The sequence below is a fragment of the Celerinatantimonas yamalensis genome, from assembly GCF_046054155.1.
GTDB classification, from domain to species: Bacteria; Pseudomonadota; Gammaproteobacteria; order Enterobacterales; family Celerinatantimonadaceae; genus Celerinatantimonas; species Celerinatantimonas yamalensis.
In genome coordinates this window covers 1-19,680 of the sequence record NZ_JBEQCT010000003.1, presented here as the reverse complement: position 1 = coordinate 19,680, position 19,680 = coordinate 1, and the positions used below count along the sequence as shown (strand labels likewise).

21 protein-coding genes and 1 rRNA gene are annotated in these 19,680 nt (G+C 45.0%); 7 read left to right on the top strand and 15 right to left on the bottom strand.

Features of this window, described 5'->3' with window-relative positions:
* Both ABUE30_RS08055 and rhaB read right to left on the bottom strand, forming a co-directional pair.
* On the bottom strand, window positions 1–1,260 hold the full coding sequence (locus ABUE30_RS08055) for an L-rhamnose isomerase (RefSeq protein WP_408623229.1): 1,260 nt from the start codon (window positions 1,258–1,260) through the stop codon (window positions 1–3).
* On the bottom strand, window positions 1,257–2,744 hold the full coding sequence (rhaB, locus tag ABUE30_RS08050) for a rhamnulokinase (protein ID WP_408623228.1): 1,488 nt from the start codon (window positions 2,742–2,744) through the stop codon (window positions 1,257–1,259). Before rhaB ends, ABUE30_RS08055 begins: the two co-directional genes overlap by 4 nt.
* 275 nt (window positions 2,745–3,019) lie before the next feature.
* On the opposite strand from rhaB, the gene ABUE30_RS08045 reads away from it, so the two are divergent.
* The gene (locus ABUE30_RS08045; protein WP_408623227.1) at window positions 3,020–3,853 is read left to right on the top strand and encodes a helix-turn-helix domain-containing protein; all 834 of its coding nucleotides are present in this window, start codon (window positions 3,020–3,022) and stop codon (window positions 3,851–3,853) included.
* Window positions 3,854–3,955: 102 nt separating this feature from the next.
* Window positions 3,956–5,107: an iron-containing alcohol dehydrogenase gene (locus ABUE30_RS08040; protein WP_408623226.1), complete on the top strand. Its 1,152-nt coding sequence runs from the start codon at window positions 3,956–3,958 to the stop codon at window positions 5,105–5,107.
* 53 nt (window positions 5,108–5,160) lie between these two features.
* Here ABUE30_RS08040 and ndk read toward each other — a convergent pair whose 3' ends face one another.
* The 11 genes from ndk to trmJ form a co-directional block, all read right to left on the bottom strand.
* Window positions 5,161–5,583, bottom strand: a complete 423-nt coding sequence (ndk, locus tag ABUE30_RS08035; RefSeq protein WP_408623225.1) for a nucleoside-diphosphate kinase — start codon at window positions 5,581–5,583, stop codon at window positions 5,161–5,163.
* Window positions 5,584–5,641: 58 nt separating this feature from the next.
* Window positions 5,642–6,937 (bottom strand): aminopeptidase PepB, encoded by a 1,296-nt coding sequence (gene pepB, locus ABUE30_RS08030; RefSeq protein WP_408623224.1) that lies wholly within the window; start codon window positions 6,935–6,937, stop codon window positions 5,642–5,644.
* Between the two features lie 178 nt (window positions 6,938–7,115).
* Window positions 7,116–7,316 carry a Fe-S cluster assembly protein IscX gene (gene iscX / locus ABUE30_RS08025; RefSeq protein WP_408623223.1) on the bottom strand — a complete coding sequence of 67 codons (201 nt, stop codon included), beginning with the start codon at window positions 7,314–7,316 and terminating at the stop codon, window positions 7,116–7,118.
* Between the two features lie 21 nt (window positions 7,317–7,337).
* Window positions 7,338–7,676 (bottom strand): ISC system 2Fe-2S type ferredoxin, encoded by a 339-nt coding sequence (gene fdx, locus ABUE30_RS08020; RefSeq protein ID WP_408623222.1) that lies wholly within the window; start codon window positions 7,674–7,676, stop codon window positions 7,338–7,340.
* 2 nt (window positions 7,677–7,678) lie between these two features.
* Window positions 7,679–9,532, bottom strand: coding sequence for a Fe-S protein assembly chaperone HscA (hscA, locus tag ABUE30_RS08015; RefSeq protein ID WP_408623221.1), 1,854 nt, complete (start codon window positions 9,530–9,532; stop codon window positions 7,679–7,681).
* 6 nt (window positions 9,533–9,538) lie between these two features.
* The gene (gene hscB / locus ABUE30_RS08010) at window positions 9,539–10,057 is read right to left on the bottom strand and encodes a co-chaperone HscB (protein WP_408623220.1); all 519 of its coding nucleotides are present in this window, start codon (window positions 10,055–10,057) and stop codon (window positions 9,539–9,541) included.
* A gap of 27 nt (window positions 10,058–10,084) precedes the next feature.
* Window positions 10,085–10,408 carry an iron-sulfur cluster assembly protein IscA gene (iscA, locus tag ABUE30_RS08005; RefSeq protein WP_408623219.1) on the bottom strand — a complete coding sequence of 108 codons (324 nt, stop codon included), beginning with the start codon at window positions 10,406–10,408 and terminating at the stop codon, window positions 10,085–10,087.
* A gap of 16 nt (window positions 10,409–10,424) precedes the next feature.
* Window positions 10,425–10,808, bottom strand: a complete 384-nt coding sequence (iscU, locus tag ABUE30_RS08000) for a Fe-S cluster assembly scaffold IscU (RefSeq protein ID WP_408623218.1) — start codon at window positions 10,806–10,808, stop codon at window positions 10,425–10,427.
* A gap of 27 nt (window positions 10,809–10,835) precedes the next feature.
* Window positions 10,836–12,050 carry an IscS subfamily cysteine desulfurase gene (locus ABUE30_RS07995; protein ID WP_408623217.1) on the bottom strand — a complete coding sequence of 405 codons (1,215 nt, stop codon included), beginning with the start codon at window positions 12,048–12,050 and terminating at the stop codon, window positions 10,836–10,838.
* Between the two features lie 48 nt (window positions 12,051–12,098).
* Window positions 12,099–12,590, bottom strand: coding sequence for a Fe-S cluster assembly transcriptional regulator IscR (gene iscR / locus ABUE30_RS07990; RefSeq protein WP_408623216.1), 492 nt, complete (start codon window positions 12,588–12,590; stop codon window positions 12,099–12,101).
* A 78-nt stretch (window positions 12,591–12,668) separates the two neighbouring features.
* Window positions 12,669–13,418, bottom strand: a complete 750-nt coding sequence (gene trmJ, locus ABUE30_RS07985; protein WP_408623215.1) for a tRNA (cytosine(32)/uridine(32)-2'-O)-methyltransferase TrmJ — start codon at window positions 13,416–13,418, stop codon at window positions 12,669–12,671.
* A 386-nt stretch (window positions 13,419–13,804) separates the two neighbouring features.
* Here trmJ and ABUE30_RS07980 point away from each other — a divergent pair, with 386 nt between their 5' ends.
* From ABUE30_RS07980 to ABUE30_RS07960, 5 genes are all read left to right on the top strand, one after another.
* Window positions 13,805–14,809, top strand: coding sequence for a C4-dicarboxylate TRAP transporter substrate-binding protein (locus ABUE30_RS07980; protein WP_408623214.1), 1,005 nt, complete (start codon window positions 13,805–13,807; stop codon window positions 14,807–14,809).
* A 98-nt stretch (window positions 14,810–14,907) separates the two neighbouring features.
* The gene (locus ABUE30_RS07975; RefSeq protein ID WP_408623213.1) at window positions 14,908–15,381 is read left to right on the top strand and encodes a TRAP transporter small permease; all 474 of its coding nucleotides are present in this window, start codon (window positions 14,908–14,910) and stop codon (window positions 15,379–15,381) included.
* A gap of 3 nt (window positions 15,382–15,384) precedes the next feature.
* Window positions 15,385–16,668 (top strand): TRAP transporter large permease, encoded by a 1,284-nt coding sequence (locus ABUE30_RS07970; RefSeq protein WP_408623212.1) that lies wholly within the window; start codon window positions 15,385–15,387, stop codon window positions 16,666–16,668.
* Window positions 16,669–16,789: 121 nt separating this feature from the next.
* Complete coding sequence (suhB, locus tag ABUE30_RS07965) at window positions 16,790–17,590, top strand: inositol-1-monophosphatase (protein WP_408623211.1); 801 nt, start codon at window positions 16,790–16,792, stop codon at window positions 17,588–17,590.
* Window positions 17,591–17,738: 148 nt separating this feature from the next.
* Window positions 17,739–18,758 (top strand): PTS transporter subunit IIC, encoded by a 1,020-nt coding sequence (locus ABUE30_RS07960; protein ID WP_408623210.1) that lies wholly within the window; start codon window positions 17,739–17,741, stop codon window positions 18,756–18,758.
* Between the two features lie 244 nt (window positions 18,759–19,002).
* On the opposite strand, the gene ABUE30_RS07955 is transcribed toward ABUE30_RS07960, so the two are convergent.
* Both ABUE30_RS07955 and rrf read right to left on the bottom strand, forming a co-directional pair.
* A complete protein-coding gene (locus tag ABUE30_RS07955; RefSeq protein WP_408623209.1) occupies window positions 19,003–19,188 on the bottom strand; it encodes a hypothetical protein in 186 nt (61 codons plus the stop codon).
* A 379-nt stretch (window positions 19,189–19,567) separates the two neighbouring features.
* Window positions 19,568–19,680, bottom strand: a 5S ribosomal RNA gene (gene rrf / locus ABUE30_RS07950); the annotation flags it as partial.

Sequence of the window (19,680 nt, the reverse complement as noted above, 5' to 3'; positions counted from 1 at the left end):
TTAACCTCGCAGCGCTAAGACTTGCTGTTCATATTGTTTGACATTAGCAAGCCAATGGCTGCCCACTGGAACATCTTCAAGCGCGCAGGCATAATCCCACACAGCTTGCCACGGCAAACTTTTTCCCTCTTCCATCAACGCTAATCGGCTGGTGTAATCCTGGCTCTGTTCCATTTGCCGCAACTGCTCTGTTGGCTCAAGTAAGGCTTTTAAGAGCGCTTTTTTCATATTGCGCGTTCCAATCACCCAAGCTGCCACTCGGTTAATGGATGCATCAAAAAAATCCAGCCCGATATGGACGCGATCTAAAAGCTGATTACGGACAATTTCATGAGCGATCGCTTGGGTCTCCTCATCAAGCAGCACCACATGGTCGCTATCCCAACGCACGGGTCGACTGACATGCAGTAATAGTTGGCGCACATACAACGAAGCAGATGATATTTTGTCGCTAATCACTTCTGTAGGATGGAAGTGACCCGCATCAAGACACAACATAATGTCGCGGCTGGCGGCATAACCCAGATAAAATTCATTGGAACCGGCGGTATACGACTCAAGTCCAACCCCAAAGAGTTTGCTTTCTACCGCATCCATGTGATAACGCTCATCTAATTTTTCGGAGATGACTTCATCGAGTGATTCCATCAATCGGCGGCGAGGCGCCAAACGGTCAACGGGAAGATCTTTCATCCCATCAGGCACCCAGATATTCATCACCGATGCACGGCCTAGCGCTTGCCCAAAATAGGCTGAAATGTGTCGGCAAGCTTTACAATGGTCAATCCAAAACTGACGGATATGGTCATCTTGATGCGCAAGGGTAAAACCATCCCCACTATTGGGATGAGAGAAACACGTTGGGTTAAAATCAAGCCCAATCTGTTGCTGCTGAGCCCATTTCACCCAACCTTGAAAGTGTTCTGGTTGGATCTTATCGCGTGCGATAGCTTGCTCAGTTTCAAGATAAATAGCATGCAAGTTCAATCGCTTAGCGCCCGGAATTAAATGCATCGCAACTTCTAAGTCTTGGCGCAGCTGCGCGGCATTGACCGCTTTGCCTGGATAGTTTCCAGTCGCTTGAATCCCACCACTTAGCGCGCCTGCGCCTTGTTCAAAGCCAACCACATCATCGCCTTGCCAACAATGCATCGAGACGGGGATCTGCTGCATCGCAACAATCGCTTCACTGACATCGACACCGAGCTCGCCATAGCGCTGTTTAGCCAGCGCAAAGGCACTTTCAATCTGAGTATTCATACATATTCCTTCATTTGAGATTGCAAATTGTTGGGGGAAACTTGCGATAGCTGATGAAAACGCGTGATCGCCGAGTTCAGTTTTGGGGTTAGACGAGGGAAAAATGATTTTTCTGCAAAGCTATTGGCAATGATATGGCGCAACGTCTGAGCATCTTTAATCGCGCCAAGACCAATCAATTGATAACCAATATTGCCAAGCGCGGACGCCTCTACAGGCCCGCTGGTCACAGGAAGCTGACAAACGTCAGCACAAAGCTGATTCAATAGATGATTTTGCGAGCCGCCACCGACAATTCGAATCGCATTGAAACGCCGACCACTGGCCTGCTCGAGTTGTTGCAAGCTATCACGGTAGCTCAGCGCTAGGCTGTCAAAGACACACCGAGCCAGAGCGCTAGCGCTCTGGGGCACTGGTTGTCCATGACTCACACAGTAGTCCTCAATGGCTTCGACCATTGAGTGAGGGTTGATAAAACAGGGATCATTAGGATCAATCAAGCTGACAAAGCCCTTTTCCTCGCTGGACTGCTGACACAACTGGCAAATATCAAGCGCAGGCCAATGAACTAAGATGCCTTCAATTAGCCACATACCCATCACATTTTTGAGCACTCGAAACTGCCGATTCGCTCCCCCTTCATTAGTCAAATTAGCAAGTTGTGCTATCGACGAGGTCAACGGTTCAGGACTTTCGATGCCTATCAGCGACCATGTTCCTGAACTAATATAAGCGGTTGAGTCATTCATCAGTGGCGCGGCGGCAATTGCAGCGGCCGTATCATGCGTCGGGGGTGAGATCACCGCAATCGAGTGTTCGTCATCCACATCCCAGCGGCCGATCACAGTGCCAGGAAGCTCGGTGGTTGCGAACCAGTTAGGGTTTGCACCCGCAGCGCGCACCAGTTCATCAAGCCATTGACCGCTATGGCAATTCAACATGCCAGTCGTACTGGCATTGGTGTAGTCCCAATGGTATTGCCCAGTTAAACGATAGTGGAAGTAATCGGGCAGCATCAAGACCTTATCGATTTGATCAAACCACTCTGTTGACTCTTGGCTTAAGGCTTTGAGCTGAAACAATGTGTTAAACGGCTGAAACTGAATGCCAGTTTGCTGATAGAGCTTTTCAAACCCAAGCTGCTCACAAAACTCTCGGCTGCTCTGATGAGTACGAGCATCACGATAAGACACCGCTTCCCCTAATCGATGCCCTAACTTATCGAGACAGATAAAATCAACGCCCCAAGAATCAACACCAATGGCATCAATTTGTTTCCCTTTTACCACCAGAGCTTTTAGGGTTGTAAAAATCTCGTTTTCAAGATGCTCAATATCCCAACATAGTTGTCCATGTCGCTTAACCAAATGGTTGGCAAATCGATGAATCTGCTGCAGCTTTAGGCTTTGGTTTAATGGGTCAAATTGAGCCAGCATCACGCGTGCACTTGTCGCACCTAGATCAACAGCTACCACTTGATACATAATTGATTCCCTAAACACTTATTGTGCTATTAAAACTATCGAGTCTATGAATTTGAAACCTTGGAAAATTGGTCAGCAGATGTTTATGAATGGCAAAAAATCGAAGAAGTTAGCTTATTTACATTGATGTGTGAATTAGATCACTTATTAATAGCATTTATTCTATTTACTTTTTCACCTAAGTGAGTGACATCACAAAAATATGTTATTTGAATTGACTTAATTATGAGGGAAAGCAATTATCATTCGTTATCTTAACTGAGAGATAATATAATATGTTTAGCCAACATCTTAGTTGTGATGACTTTTTTACTGCTAATCAAATGATCAATATATTACCTCGGGAACCGCAGTTGCCTTTCCCTGAACATAGCCATGACTTTTATGAGTTGGTATTGGTCAAATCAGGATGCGCTATTCATATCAAAGATGGTGAAGCGACCCCGATCGGTCGGGGCAGTGTATTTTTCATTAACAATCCAGAGTTTCATCACAATTTTACTCACATGGAGCGGCTTTGCCTTGTAAATGTTATTTTCAATCCTGAGCGCTTGAAGCATCACATATTTCTAAATATTCTTTGTGAATCATGTCGTTCCCCTGTCAAGCAGCTTCTCATTCCAGAAGATGTGCTTCATTATTCAGAACAGATCCTTCAACAAATTCATCAAGAAAATCAGTATGTAGATAACCACAGCGAATTGATGATTGAGAATTTGCTCTCACAATTGGCCATTTTATTTTGGCGAGTTCAGCATGAATCAAGTTATGCGAATGAAAAATCCAACCACGCTATGATTATGTTATTAAATGAAATTAATGAAAAATATGAAACCAAGATAGACTGGGATGAGTTGTGTTCGAAATATCAGTTATCGTTAAGAACACTTAATCGAAAAATGCAAGAAACTGTAGGATTAACACCTAACCACTATTTAAATAGAATCCGCCTTTGCCAGGCATCAAAGTTATTAACAAATACCAAAAAAAGCATTACAGATATTGCTTACCAATCGGGATTCAATGATGGTAATTATTTTTCAAATAAATTTCATCAGTTATTTAACCTAACTCCCGTGCAATATCGAAATAAATTTAAACATCTTTAATATTTCGCCACATTTACAATTTAATGTCTTATTTACTAAGGCCATATATATACCTCTATCTATGATGAATTAAAATAATTTCATCATATAAGGATACTTTATATGGCTTTTGCATTATGTTTACCTCAAATAAGCTTAAGTGGAACCGATGCACTCTGCGCATTAGTCGAGCAATTACGCTTACAGCCCGCCCGTAACCCCTTAATTGTGACCGAAAAAGCGCTTATGCAGCTAGGGCTGCACGACACGCTTATCAGCCAACTACAAATGCAAGGATTTGATCCGGTGATCTTCGACGGAGTAATTGCCAACCCAACCGATCATGTGGTTGCTCACGCATTAGCATGTTATCAACAGCACTATTGTGATTGCATCATCGGTTTTGGGGGTGGCAGCGCAATGGATACAGCGAAAGTGGTGCGCGCACTGATCGCAAATCCTGATAAACAGGTTCATGATCTCGAAGGCATTGGTCATGTGCAAAAGATTGGGCCACTTTTAGTTTGTATCAGTACTACTTCAGGCACCGCGGCTGAAGTCACCAGTAATGCGGTGATAACCGATACGCGCCGACACGTGAAGATGGTGATTATAGACAGCGCGATCATTCCAGATATTGCGGTTAATGACCCAACATTACTACTGGGATTGCCAGCAGATGTTACCGCAGCAACGGGCATGGATGCGCTCACCCACGCTATTGAAGCTTATGTGTCAACTGCCGCGCATCCACTAACCGATCACAGCGCACTTGCAGCGATTAAGATAATTACCAAAGCACTGCCTAAAGCAGTGCAAAATGGCCAAGACTTAGCTGCTCGCGAACAGATGACCAATGGTCAGTTTTTAGCCGGTATGGCTTTTAATAGCGCAGGATTAGGCCTAGTTCATTCACTGGCTCATCAACCAGGGGCAACACATAACCTCCCCCATGGCGTCTGTAACGCAATTTTGCTTCCGATTTTATGTGAGTTTAACCGTGAGGTTCGCACTCAGCGATTTGCTGATATTGCGCAGGCAATGGGCGTTGATACCCAAAAAATGGACGAACAACAAGCATCAAAGGCAGCTATAGCAGCGATTCGACATCTATCTGAGCAAGTGGGTATTCCTAGTGGACTGGGCGCACTAGCTATCAAGGAAACAGATATTGAACGCTGGATTGCACCTGCTCTGGGCGATCCATGTGGGGGGAGCGCGCCGCGAAGCGCAACTGCCGAGCAAATTAGAGCGCTCTATCTGCAGGCCTTATAAACAAACCCCGCCGCACATCATGCGGGGGGTTAGCAAAACAGAATACTAGCAGCTTATCCACAGATCTCATCATCACTAAAGAAAAAGGCGATCTCTCGTGATGCTGACTCAGGTGAATCCGAGCCATGCGTTGCATTAGCTGGCATTCCTGACCCATAATTAGCACGCAGCGTATTTGGCGCAGCTTGGCTTGGGTCAGTCGCACCCATGAGGTTGCGATAAGTTTCAATGGCATGTTCACCTTCAAGCACCTGAACCATAATGGGTCCTTCGGTCATAAATGCGATCAGCGGTTCATAAAATGATTTACCATGATGTTCCGCATAGAAGCCTTCAGCTTGTTCGCGCGATAGCTGCAACATCTTAACCGCAACAATTTTTAAACCTGTTGCCTCAATCTGTTGATAAATATCACCAATGTGAGCTGCTTTGACCGCATCCGGTTTTAACATCGAAAATGTACGTTCTAATGCCATAAAATGTCCTTTCAAAACCAACATGAATAGGGTGGTCATCCACCCTCTTGTTAGATAATTATGCCAGCTCTGTTAACAAACGGCTAATTGTACGTACGCCATGGCCTTTCCCGCCAGTAGACCATAAATCTGACGCTGATTTTTGATAAGAACCAGAGAGATCGAAATGCAACCAACCTTGTTCTGGAGTCCGCACAAAATTCGATAAAAATGCTGCTGCAGTACTGGCTCCTGGGTTTCCTTCCCCTGCATGCACATTGGCCATATCTGCAAATGCAGAACTGAGACGATCTTTATGCCAGTGCTCTAGCGGGAGCGACCATGCTAATTCATGCTCAGCAGTGGCTGCACTGAGAGCTTGATGAACCAATTCTTGGTCAAAACCAAGAACAGCGTTAAAATCACGACCTAACGCAACTTTGGCGGCGCCCGTCAGCGTTGCAGCATCAATAATTAGAGGCGCTTGGGTATCACTAGCGCACAATAATCCGTCCGCTAAGACCAGTCGCCCTTCGGCATCGGTATTTAAAATTTCAACTGTTTTACCATTACGGTAAGTAATCACATCACCCAGTTTAAAAGCATTGCCTGATACTAAGTTTTCAGCACAACACAAAAACAGTTTAACTCGTTTGTTTAAGCCTCGGCTAATCGCTAACCCTAATGCGGCAGTTAATGTAGCGGCGCCCCCCATATCACTTTTCATCGTATCCATACCACTACTTGGTTTGAGGCTATATCCGCCAGAGTCAAAGGTGATCCCTTTACCTACTAGTGCTGCAGCAACTGGTTCATCAGCATTACTCGTTGGGTTATAATCGAGTTGTAACATCGCGGGGGCCTTATCACTACCGCGCCCTACTTCATAGATCCCAACATACTGATGTTCTAATAGTGCATCTCCCTCAATCACTTGGTAAGTCACATGTTCTGGGGCCAGTGATTGCAATAGTTCAGCCGCTTGCTGACACAAGCGTTGTGGGTAAAGTTGCGCAGGCCCTTGATTGATGATCTGACGTGCCCAATTAACCGTTTTCAGCCGAGCATCAAACTCTTTTTGAGCACTATCATCAAGCACTGGAAAGTCCACTTGGCCAGTTTGTTTGGCGGTGAAATAGCCTTGCTGAAATGACCAGCAGAACTCTAGATCCCAAGAACCACCGGCTAATTGAATAGCGCTAATCCCCTGATTACTTAGCTTACGGGCCATTTTTTGCACAGTTCTAAGTTGATCACCTAAATGTTCACTCAGCAAATGGATAATTGCGCCATCGCTGGTGAACGACAGCGTCGCGCCTTCACCCCATTTAGAGGCAGCAGCTTGATGAGAAAGTGACACATACATTTGTGACATAGTTATTCCTTAATCGATAGATACAACAAAGCCACAGTAAACTGTGGCTTTATACATAATGTTAACTCAACCTTCGCCAATCCGTCACGAACAAACACGCAATGCAACTGAGCATATCTGTTAGAACACTTATTTTGATTAGCTGCCATGTTGCGTTCATGGGTATTGGCCCAGGTTATTATTGTGTCTCGTCAATCCAAGCTTGCTGGATTGCTTCAAGGATCGCTTCGTTACTGCCCTGCGGGTCATCATCAAATTCATCGAGCTCGCAGATCCAGCGATGTAGGTCGGTAAATCGTACTTTAAGTGGATCTTGCTGCGGAAATTTTTCATACAACTCGATCGCAATATCTTGAACATCCGTCCATGTAAGTTGCATTATTCTCTCCTTAGCTGACGCTTAATGATTTTCAGATACTTGATTGACAGTATAACGAGGGATCTCAACGACTAGATCGTCATCACGGATCACGGCCTGACACCCAAGCCGTGATTCAGGCTCAAGCCCCCAGGCTTTATCGAGCATATCATCCTCGAGATCATCACCGGGTTCTAACGAGTCAAATCCCTCACGGATCAGCACGTGACAGGTAGTACACGCACACGATTTTTCACACGCATGCTCAATACCAATGCCGTCACGCAATGCAACATCTAAGACTGTTTCCCCTGCTTTTGCTTCAACCACAGCCCCATCTGGACAGAGCTCTTCATGAGGAAGAAAAATAACTTTAGGCATGCTTATATCCTATCAATATTTTGCCCTTTAAGGGCTTCACGAATCGAATGATCCATTCGCTTGGCAGCAAAATCAGCCGACACTTTATCTAATTGTTTAATTGCCGTTTCAATCAACTGAGCATCACTGCCTGCTGCAGTACTCGCAAGCTGTTGCATCGCTTGCTCTATCTGCTGGCGCGACTGCTCACTGAGCAAATGTCTATCAGCATTTAAAGCCGAGCGCATATTTTCTAGAATACGGGCGGCATCAACCTGCTGCTCTTTTAGCATACGCGCTTGCACATCGGCTTGCGCATGCGAGATCGAATCTTTGAGCATATCTGCGATGTCAGCATCCCCTAGTCCGTAGGATGGTTTTACCTGAATAGAGGCATTCACCCCAGTGGTTTTTTCCATTGCACTCACCGATAACAAGCCATCGGCATCTACTTGGAAAGTAACCCGAATATGGGCTGCACCTGCAGCCATCGGTGGCATATCAGTGAGTACAAAGCGGCCCAGCGAGCGGCAAGCATCCACCAGCTCTCGCTCACCTTGCATCACATGAATGGCCATAGCAGTCTGCCCATCTTTAAAGGTCGTAAACTCTTGCGCTCGTGCAATCGGAATGGTGGTGTTGCGAGGAATAATTTTTTCCACCAAACCACCCATGGTTTCAATCCCAAGTGATAAAGGGATCACATCGAGCAACAGCAGCTCACTATCTTTTTTGTTGCCGACTAGGATATCAGCTTGTAGTGCAGCGCCAAGCGCAACAACGCGATCAGGATCAATACTCGTTAATGGCTGTAACCCAAAGAATTCACTGACACGCTGGCGCACGAGAGGGACGCGCGTTGAACCCCCCACCATCACCACATTGGCGATATCGTCCACTTCAATATCAGCATCGCGAATTGCGCGCCGACACGCACTCATCGTACGTTTAACCCATGGAGCAATCAGTGCTTCAAACTGGGCTCGGGTGAGCACACCTTGCCAGTGCCAATCACCATAGCGCAGATCAATCTCAGTTTCATCCGCACTAGAGAGTGCTATTTTAGCTTGCGTGGCGATACGCTGCAGTTCTCGGCGCAGCCCTATCTGAGTTAAGTCGGCAATCCCAGCTTGCTCTGTGACCCAATCGACAATGACGCCGTCAAAATCATCACCACCTAATGAAGAGTCACCGCCAGTGGCTAACACTTCGAACACACCGCGACTCAGTCGTAAAATAGAAATATCAAAGGTTCCGCCGCCTAAATCATAGACCGCAATAATGCCTTCTTCTTGGCTATCTAAACCGTACGCAATTGCTGCTGCGGTCGGTTCATTTAATAGTCGTAAAACATGTAGACCAGCGAGCTGTGCTGCATCTTTGGTACCTTGACGCTGTGCATCATCAAAATAGGCAGGAACGGTAATCACCACGCCATCGAGCTCACCACCTAAGCGTTGTGTCGCTCGATCAGCTAGCGTTTTTAAGATCTGTGATGACACTTGTACCGAATTGACGAAACCATATTCCGTGCGAATTGTCGGTAGATCACGAGTAAGGTCAAACTGATACGGATAGTAGTTAGGGTCAAATTCTTGAATACTTTTACCCAACATACGCTTCACTGAAACAATTGTGTTAGCCGCATCATCGACTGCATGCTCACGTGCAGCATAACCAACATCAATTTGATCATGCTGATAACGGACCACAGAGGGTAAAATATGCCGATCTTGCTCATCGGCAAGTGTATCAACTTTACCACTTTGAACCGATGCAACAAGCGAATTGGTTGTTCCCAAGTCGATACCGACAGCGAGTTTATGTTGATGAGGTGCGGCCGCCTGACCGGGCTCCGCAATTTGAAGTAACGCCATAGTGCCCTATAAATCGAGAAGGTTGTCTTCTAATTGCCGTAATTGCTGACGCAAGCGGATATAAAACTTCATTTTTCGCACACTATCAGCTGCAACATCAAATTGCGAATGCTGATAGTTCGCCACGAAAATCTCTTCAAGTTGCTGTTGTGCTGACTTGAGCGTTGCAGAAAATGCGTCAATTGCGGCTTCAGGATCATCCTGTGATGAAATCGCTTCGAGTTCTTCACGCAGGGTCATCTGCGTCGTCAAAAAATCCATGTCATGCATGGTTTGTTGCTCATCGGCAATATCTATCCCCGCCAGTTTTAACAAATACTGAGCGCGACGTTCAGGATGCAATAGTGTTTGATAGGCATCATTCACTTCTGATGCTTTGTGTAATGCCTGTGCCTTTTGACGGTCGTCTTCGCTGGCAAAATTATCTGGATGATATTGACTTTGCAGTTGACGAAAACGCGCTGAAAGCGCGTTTTTATCAATGGCAAAACCGGGCGCAAGCGAGAAAAGTTCAAAATAACTCATGATAATATCCCGGATTGTGAAAAGTGATTAAACGCTGAAGCTTTCACCACAACCGCATTCACCTTTAATGTTGGGATTGTTAAATTCAAAACCTTCATTCAATCCCTCTTTGACAAAATCCAGTTCAGTACCATCGAGATAGACTAAACTTTTTTCGTCAACGATCACTTTGACACCGTGGCTCGGAAAAACGATATCTTCCTCGGTTAAATCATCAACAAATTCAAGCACATATGCCATACCCGAACAACCTGATGTTTTCACACCAAGTCGAATGCCAACGCCTTTGCCTCGGTTTTGTAAAAAATGTCCAATATGGTCCGCAGCGGCTGGTGTTACTGTTATGCCCATAACAACTCCTTAACAATTACTGCGCGTTTTTCTTTTTGTAATCGGCAATTGCGGCTTTGATCGCATCTTCAGCTAAAATTGAACAGTGAATTTTAACTGGTGGCAACGCCAACTCTTCAGCAATGACAGTATTTTTAATCTTAGATGCTTCATCGAGAGTCTTGCCTTTGACCCATTCGGTGACCAACGAACTGGACGCAATAGCACTCCCACATCCATAAGTTTTAAAACGGGCATCTTCGATTAAACCATTTTTACCTACTTTAAGCTGCAGACGCATCACATCCCCACAAGCTGGCGCACCAACCATGCCGGTCCCAATAGACGCATCATCGCCTTCGAAAGCTCCCACATTACGCGGGTTTTCATAATGATCGATTACTTTTTCGCTGTAAGCCATTCTATTTCTCCAAATTTTACCGCGTAATTAATGTTCTGACCATTCGACTTCGCTAAGGTTTACTCCAGCTTTGAACATATCCCAAAGCGGTGACATTTCTCGCAAGCGACCAATCGACTGGTGGATGACTTTAATCGCATAATCAATCTCTTCTTCAGTGGTAAAACGACCAAATGAGAAACGAATCGAGCTATGAGCTAATTCATCATTACGCCCTAGTGCACGAAGTACATATGAGGGTTCTAGGCTTGCTGAAGTACACGCTGATCCAGATGAAACAGCCAAATCTTTCAACGCCATCATCAACGATTCACCTTCAACATAATTAAAACTGACGTTAAAGTTGCCTGGTACCCGCCGTTCTAGATCGCCATTGACATAAACTTCTTCAATGTCTTGAATCCCAGCCCAAAAACGATTACGTAGCGCTAAAATATGGCTCGCTTCACTTTCCAGCTCTTCTTTGGCTAGTCGACAGGCTTCACCCATTCCGACAATTTGATGAGTTGGTAATGTTCCGCTGCGCATTCCGCGTTCATGGCCACCACCATGCATTTGTGCTTCTAAACGTACTCGTGGTTTGCGCTGCACATACAATGCACCAATCCCTTTAGGGCCGTACATTTTATGAGCTGATAGAGACATCAAATCGACATTCAATTGACTCAAATTAATCGGCAGTTTCCCAGCGCTTTGCGCTGCATCAACGTGAAAAATGATCTTACGTTCACGACACATATTGCCAATGGTTTCGATATCTTGAATCACGCCAATTTCATTGTTCACATGCATCAGAGAAACCAGTACAGTATCCTCACGCATGGCATCGGCAAGTACGCCTAAATCAATTAATCCATCAGCCCGAGGGTCTAAATAGGTGACTTCATAACCTTCACGCTCAAGCTGACGACAGGTATCAAGTACGGCTTTATGCTCAGTTTTACAAGTAATGACATGTTTGCCTTTTTTACCATAAAAATGGGCAGCGCCTTTAATCGCTAAATTATCTGATTCAGTCGCCCCTGAAGTAAATACAATTTCCCGTGGATCGGCCCCAATCAAATCAGCGATTTGATTACGCGCAATGTCCACAGCTTCTTCAGCTTGCCAACCAAAGCGGTGCGAACGGGAGGCAGGGTTGCCGAATACACCATCAGCAGTCAGATATCCCATCATTTTTTCAGCAACCCGCGGATCAACCGGTGTGGTTGCCGAATAGTCAAAATAAATCGGCAATTTCATTATGTTCTCCAAAGCACTTTTCCTGTCATCGGCTATTCCGTGACAGATTTATAATCTTACGTCGATATTTAATGAGCCATGTGATTTGCTCATTCCACTGACACGCGGCTGACTATGTGTGTGGCTCGACTGCTCAGCGAAGCGTTCATTCATCAACTCGCCAAGCGTAATTCCATCTAAAAAATGAGCAATACGATTACTTAAGTTTTCCCATAACGAGTGGGTCAAACAACGGTCACCATCTTGGCAATCCCCTTTGCCTTTACAGCGAGTTGCATCGAGCGATTCATCAACCGCATGGATGACCATACTCACTGCAATTTCATTGGCGTTCAAACCAAGCCGATACCCTCCACCGGGGCCTCGAACACTGGAAACTAACCCATGTTTGCGCAAGCGCGAAAATAGTTGCTCAAGATAAGATAGGGAAATTCCCTGACGTTCTGAAATATCCGCCAGAGGCACTGGCCCATTGCCCGCATGGAGCGCCACATCTAACATGGCGGTCACCGCATAACGACTTTTTGATGTCAAGCGCATAAATATATCTCTCTAGCCTAAACCTGAGATAAATAATTACATACCCGAGTATTTTGGTCAAGTATTTACCCGACTATTTTAGTCAAGTTTAGACACTTTGTCGTTTTCCTGAATTGTTTCGCCTCGGGCGGTTCGTTCAATCGCCGACAAAATACCGCGCATGGTATTGAGCTCGTTTTGCTCCATTCGAATCCGATTAAACATGCGTCGTAATTTGTCCATCACCTTACCAGGATGCTTAGGGACAATAAAACCAATTTGATGAAGCACTCTTTCAAAATGGCTATAAAAGTTCTCCATATCTTGATTCTCCGGATACGCGCGCATTTCAGGTTCTGGGCTATCCAGATAAGCCATGCGAACTTCATAACAAAGGATCTGCACTGCCATAGCAAGATTCAATGAACTATAGTCGGGGTTGGTTGCTACATTCACATGATAATGACAGTGCTTGAGCTCATCGTTGGTCAGTCCGGTACGCTCACGGCCAAATACCATCGCGACCTGTCCTTGCCCCCCTTCTTTAACAACACGCTCACCGGCTTGGCGAGCACTCATTAGTGGCCACTCAAGCGTGCGGCTGCGTGCACTGGTACCGATCACTAATTCACAGGGAGCAATCGCTTCTTCTAGCGTATCTACAATGATCACATTCGCCAATACATCACTGGCACCTGCGGCTAAAGCAACCGATTTACCGTCAATTTCAGCATCAGGAGTAACCAGCACCAGCTGAGAAATTCCCATTGTTTTCATCGCACGTGCCGCCGAACCAATATTGCCGCTGTGACTGGTTCCAACCAAAACCACACGTACATTATTTAGCATCGTCATCTCCTTTAAAAAAACCGTCACATGATATCACAGCTTACTCACACACTTAACTGATTGATCATGGCTAACATTGAACTGCAAATTACAAAATAACTCAGGTTTTTAAGCATAAAAACATCCCCACTGTTAGTCGTCGAGATGCCTTAAACAAGAGTCAATTTCAACACCATAAACCGGTGACGGACCTTGACTGGCCAAAATAATGGAGACAACAGCCAACGAATTGGTTAATGAATAAACAGCGTGAACTGAATCATAAAAAAATTGTTTGCTTGTATTCATGATGCATCATCACTTGTATGGTAGTCATACATGGCATTGAATTGTTAATTATGCCCATCGTCCATCGATACAAAAAATTCTATAATAGGACTCAATCTATGTTACCTACAAAGACGTTCAACGCAGTCAAAACCCTGCTCAAAACATCACTCATCGCGACAGGTGTATCATTCGCATTAGCCTCTAATGTGCTAGCCGCTGAGTACTCTTTAAATCTAAGTACCTCTCTGACGCCAAATGATCCGAGTTACCAAGGCTTTGAAGCATTTAAAAAAGGAGTGGAGCAAGCGACTGACCACCACGTTGAGATCAAATTGTTCCCTAGTGGCCAACTGGGTGCAGATAATGACATTCTGCAATACGCCCAAGCAGGCAGTAATGTTGGCATTATCGTTGATGGCGCGCGTCTTGCCCAATTTGTCCCACAGTTAGGGGTGCTCACTGCACCATTTTTGTTTCCTTCTTATGCTTCTATCAAAAAGTTTGTGGGCAGTCCGGTGTTTCACCAGTGGATCGGCGAGTTACCGAAAAAAGCCAATCTGAATGTCCTCTCTTTTAACTGGTTTCAAGGGGCTCGCATGCTGGTGACTAAAAAGCCGATTAAATCTCCAGCTGATCTCCATGGTGTTCGTGTGCGAGCGCTTGAAGCACCGATGACAATCAAAACGATCAGTTGTATGGGTGGCTCACCGACACCGTTAGCTTGGTCAGAAATCTATTCGTCAATGCAAACTGGAGTCGTTGATGCAGCCGAAGCGCAGCCAACGGCAATTTACGGATCTAAACTCTATGAGATATCCAAATACATCACCAAAACGAGACACTTTTATTTAGAAACAGGCATCGTCGTTTCACACAAGTGGTTTGCCAGCCTGCCAGACAAATATCAACAAATCCTCATTGATCAATCTGAAAAAGCCGGAGAATCAGCCTCTCAAGCCACCATTAAAATCGGCTTGAAGCGATTAGCTCAAATGCAACAAAAAGGGGTTGTGATTGAAAGCGTCAATACTAAACCCTTTGCGAAAGCTTGTGCGAATGTTGTCAATCAAATGGGGCTGACTAAAGCCGCTCAAGATGTCGAACGCGTTATTCATTCATAACTCTAGCGCTCGGGAAAAAATTGCATTAGTCCATCGTATCTCAAGGGAACCTCAAGCATGTTCTTTTCGATGTTCCTTTGAGGTAAAAGGAGAAGATAATGATTGGCAAACTAAGACAACTAGAACTGGCATTAGCGAAAATAAGCCTGGCAGCAATGGCCTTGCTCATTCTAATTGGGGGGATCGCAAGAACGCTAGATCATCCAGTGATCTGGTCACTTGAAATTTCGATGGTGATTTTTGCATGGGTCAGTATGTTAGCGATTGATCAAGCATTACAAAAGCAGCGGCATATTGGTATCGATATATTAACCATACACTTATCTCAGAGAACCCAGCGCCGACTGAATCTGATGAATCAACTTATCATCCTAGGTTTTTTAATCTGCGGTATTTGGTATGGCTATAGTTTTACCATCACCACCGGCAATCAAGTTTTGCCAGTCACTCAGCTTCCTCTTTATATTCTCAACGCTGCGGTCCCCACTGGCTGCGTACTCATGGCTATAACAACCATTGAACATATTATTCATTCATGCCGCATTGAGCGCGCATCAGAATCGTTGGATTAAACTATGACTATTACCGTTATATTATTTGTCATTCTAATGCTCATCGGTATGCCAATTGGGTTTGTTATCGGCATCTCTAGTCTAGCTTATTTTTTCACCGCACACTTTTTGCCGATTGGTATCGCTTTTCAAAAATTTGCTGCACCGACACAATCATTTCCGATCCTTGCAACACCACTGTTTTTACTCGTGGGGAATATGCTGAATAAAACAGGGGTCACGTACCGACTATTGGATTTTTCCCAGATGGTCTCAGGTTGGATGATAGGAGGACTTGCTCAGATTAATGTACTTCTTGCAACGCTATTAGGCGGCGTATCAGGTTCGGCAACAGCAGATGCTGCGATGCAATCGCGAGTGTTAGGGGTTTCGATGATCGAACGAGGTTACCCTCGAGCATTCACAGCAGTAGTAATTGCCTTTAGTTCACTCATAACTGCAACCATTCCACCCAGTATTTTACTGATACTTTATGGATTTGTCGGCAACGTTTCTATTGGCAAACTGTTCATTGCAGGCATTGTCCCAGGCATTCTGTTAACCGCAATTTTGATGTTTACCAACTCCATTATGGCGCGGCGAATGCAGATCGAGCCTGAGATGAAACATCTACCCACCAGGCATGAACTAGGACAGAGTTTTAAACGCAGTTTTTGGGCATTGATGTTTCCGATCGTATTGATTTTTGTGATTCGACTCGGCTTTTTCACAACAACAGAGGCTGGTGCCTTTATTATTCTGTATGCCTTTATCATTGGCCGTTATATCTACAAAGAACTCACTAATCAGGCAATCTGGGAAGTGCTGGGTGAAACAGTCAGCGATATTGGAGTAGTGATGATTCTGATTATGGCTGCTGCCATATTAGGGCACATCACTATCCTTGATCAAGTACCGCAACATCTAGCAAATATGATCACCCATATCACCACCAATCGTTACGGTATTCTGTCTTTACTGCTGGTATTTATTGCCTTTGCGGGCATGTTATTTGATGGTAGCGTGATTATTTTGCTATTAACGCCAATATTATTGCCAATTATTCGCCAATTTGGCTTTGACCCTGTTCATTTCGGCATAATTTTCGTTGTCTTAACACTGCTTGGTGCCAATACACCACCGGTGGGAATTTGCATGTATACGGTTTGTGGTATTCTTAACTGTAGCTCTATTGCTTTTGTCAAAGCCTCGGTTCCCTATCTCATCGCTTTCTTTGCTTTTGTCGTGTTGCTCGTTATCTTCCCAGGCATCACCATGGGATTACCCCATTTATTGTTTGCACGATAATCTTAATGCCGTTGGTTGATCCAACGGCATTATTGCCCAGCCCTGACTTGCCGATTGGTGCGCTTTCACCTATAATCCCCCTGCTTTTAAACCGTTCTTTTTCAAATTTGGTGGATAAACTATGCATCCTATGCTCAACATAGGCATTCGCGCTGCGCGTAATGCTGGGAATATTATTATTAAAGCTTATGAGAATCTCGATAAAGTCGAGACCCAGAGCAAAGGCGCAAATGATTATGTAACTAATGTCGATAAAGCCGCTGAACGCGCTATTATCGACACCATCCAAAAATCATATCCAGAGCATGGCATTATCGCTGAAGAAAGTGGGATCACTGATGGTCAAAATAATGACTATCAATGGGTGATCGATCCACTTGATGGCACCACCAATTTTATCAAAGGTATCCCTCATTTTGCTGTTTCTGTTGCCCTTCGAGTGAAAGGTAAGACTGAACATGGTGTTGTCTATGATCCCCTGCGCAACGAACTATTCACTGCCAGTCGCGGTCAAGGTGCTCAACTAAATGGCTATCGTTTACGCGTCAATAAATTACACGATCTAGACAGCGCTATTATTGCAACCGGATTACCATTTAAACAAAAACACCTATCTGAAAATTACTTCGGAATGCTCAACGCTATTTTTAGCGAATGTGGAGATATTCGCCGTGCAGGATCTGCTGCACTTGATCTAGTATATGTTGCCGCAGGGCGTCACGATGGCTATTTTGAACTCGGGTTAAAACCTTGGGATTTAGCCGCAGGTGAACTGATTGCTCGCGAAGCTGGCGCATTAGTCACTGATGTTGCTGGCGGTTATAACTTTTTCAAAACCGGTAATATCGTAGTTGCCAATTCCCACGTGTTAAAAGTGATGTTATCGAAACTTCGTCCTCATCTTACTGATTCAATGAAGTAAAGAACAATTCCAGCCTTCTTATCTGAAGGCTGGGTTTATTGATCCTGTTTATCTTTTCCCGCTGTTTAGCCAAAACCCTATTGTTATTATGTCTGGATTTCGTACGATAGCTAAACCTTCATCCTTATTCGCAATCACGGAATGATCTATGCGTTTATCATTTGCACAATCCAAACAATACTTGATCGATATACTCAATGGCATGGCCTTAGGGTTATTTGCCAGCTTAATTATTGGTCTGATCCTCAAACAGATCGGAGTCTATACCCATCTCATAGCACTGATACAATTTGGTCAAATCGCTCAATACATGATGGGGCCAACCATCGGTGTCGGTGTCGCCTATTCACTCAAAGCCAGCCCGCTTGGCATTATTGCTTGCCTCATTGTGGGTGCGCTGGGCGCTGGCAGTGTATCAATCAGTGGAGCACAGCCAACACTGCATATTGGGGAGCCTGTCGGTGCCCTACTCGCAGCTTGGGGCGGCGCATTGTGCAGCAAGTTCATCCAAGATAAAACCCAACTCAATATTCTTCTGGTGCCTGCTGGCACTATTATTGTGGGCGGATTGATCGGGTCGTTTGTAGCGCCGTTTGTCGCTGAGCTGATGAGTACACTAGGTGCCTTCATCAATCTACTGACCACTTTATATCCATTCCCGATGAGTATTTTGATCGCAATGACTATGGGGATCATTCTCACCTTACCAATATCTAGCGCGGCGATTGCTATCAGCCTTGGCTTATCAGGGCTGGCAGCGGGAGCGAGCGTCATTGGCTGCTGCTGTCAAATGGTCGGATTTGCCGTCATTAGTTTTCGTGAAAATGGCTGGGGAGGGTTAATTAGTCAAGGGCTGGGCACCAGTATGCTACAGGTGCCTAATATTGTTAAAAACCCAAAAATTTGGCTACCAGCGATCATTGCCAGCGCCATCGTCGGTCCCATTGGGACACTTGGGTTTCATATGGTGAGTAATCGGATTGGTGCAGGCATGGGTTCAAGCGGTTTTGTTGGGCAATTTGCCACATTGGAAGTGATGGGCTCACAAGCGTTACTACCGATTTTGCTTACCCACTTTATTCTCCCTGCACTTATCGCGCTTTTAATCAGTGAATGGATGCGCCATAAAGGTTGGATTAAACCGGGCGATCTGAAAATTGAGAATTAACCAAGCAAAGTAACGCAATCTTGCCATAAACTACGGTTATTTTTTAGCAGATGAGCAATAGCAACCCTGTTTGATAAACAAGGAGCTAGGCTGAAAAATTTAGCCCAGCTCTATACATACGGATGCCCATTCAAATTGCGGTTATTTTAGAACTAGGCGCGCAACGGTAGTGTTATTTGTGAAATCCGCACTGTTGCTGGTAATACTCCCATCACTGTCAATGGTTCCAGTGCCTACCCGAGATTTAAAATAGCATGACCAGCAGCGCTAAAGCATGGCTGGCATACAGTGCGCCATCATTATCAATATCCCCACCTGTCGCCTTTAAGGTGAGATCCGTTTGTGATGACACGCTACCCGTATCGGTGTTTTTAATATCCGATGCAGTAATATTAAACGCAGCATTAGAATGAGATGATTCTAAGAACATTATCGAAAGCTGAAGTGCGTATGAAATGATACAGCTTTTTATCTCGTTCACCTGCCGCTATACCTTTTCAACCATCAGTATAATCAATGATTAATCGCCTCAATGCAAAGTAACCCATCGGGAAATAATTCATAAGCGAAGATCTATTTGATACCGACAGAGTTGCAGTGCAAATTGTGCAGTCCATAGGATTGGTATCTTCTCCCGGAAACATCATCCGAGAAGGTAAGCTTGAAAACAGGATGGCAAGATGGGGCGGTATAAACAGCTGCACTGAGCGCTCAATCATCACAGGGAACGTGCGGGAAATGGCCTGTCCATGAACCCTAAATCGCAGGCAAAAAAAAACCCAGCAAAGAAGCTGGGTTCTAAATAAGAAGCCTGGCCGTGACCTACTTTCACATGGGGAAACCCCACACTATCATCGGCGCTGCTGCGTTTCACGGCTGAGTTCGGCATGGAATCAGGTGGTTCCACAACGCTATGGCGACC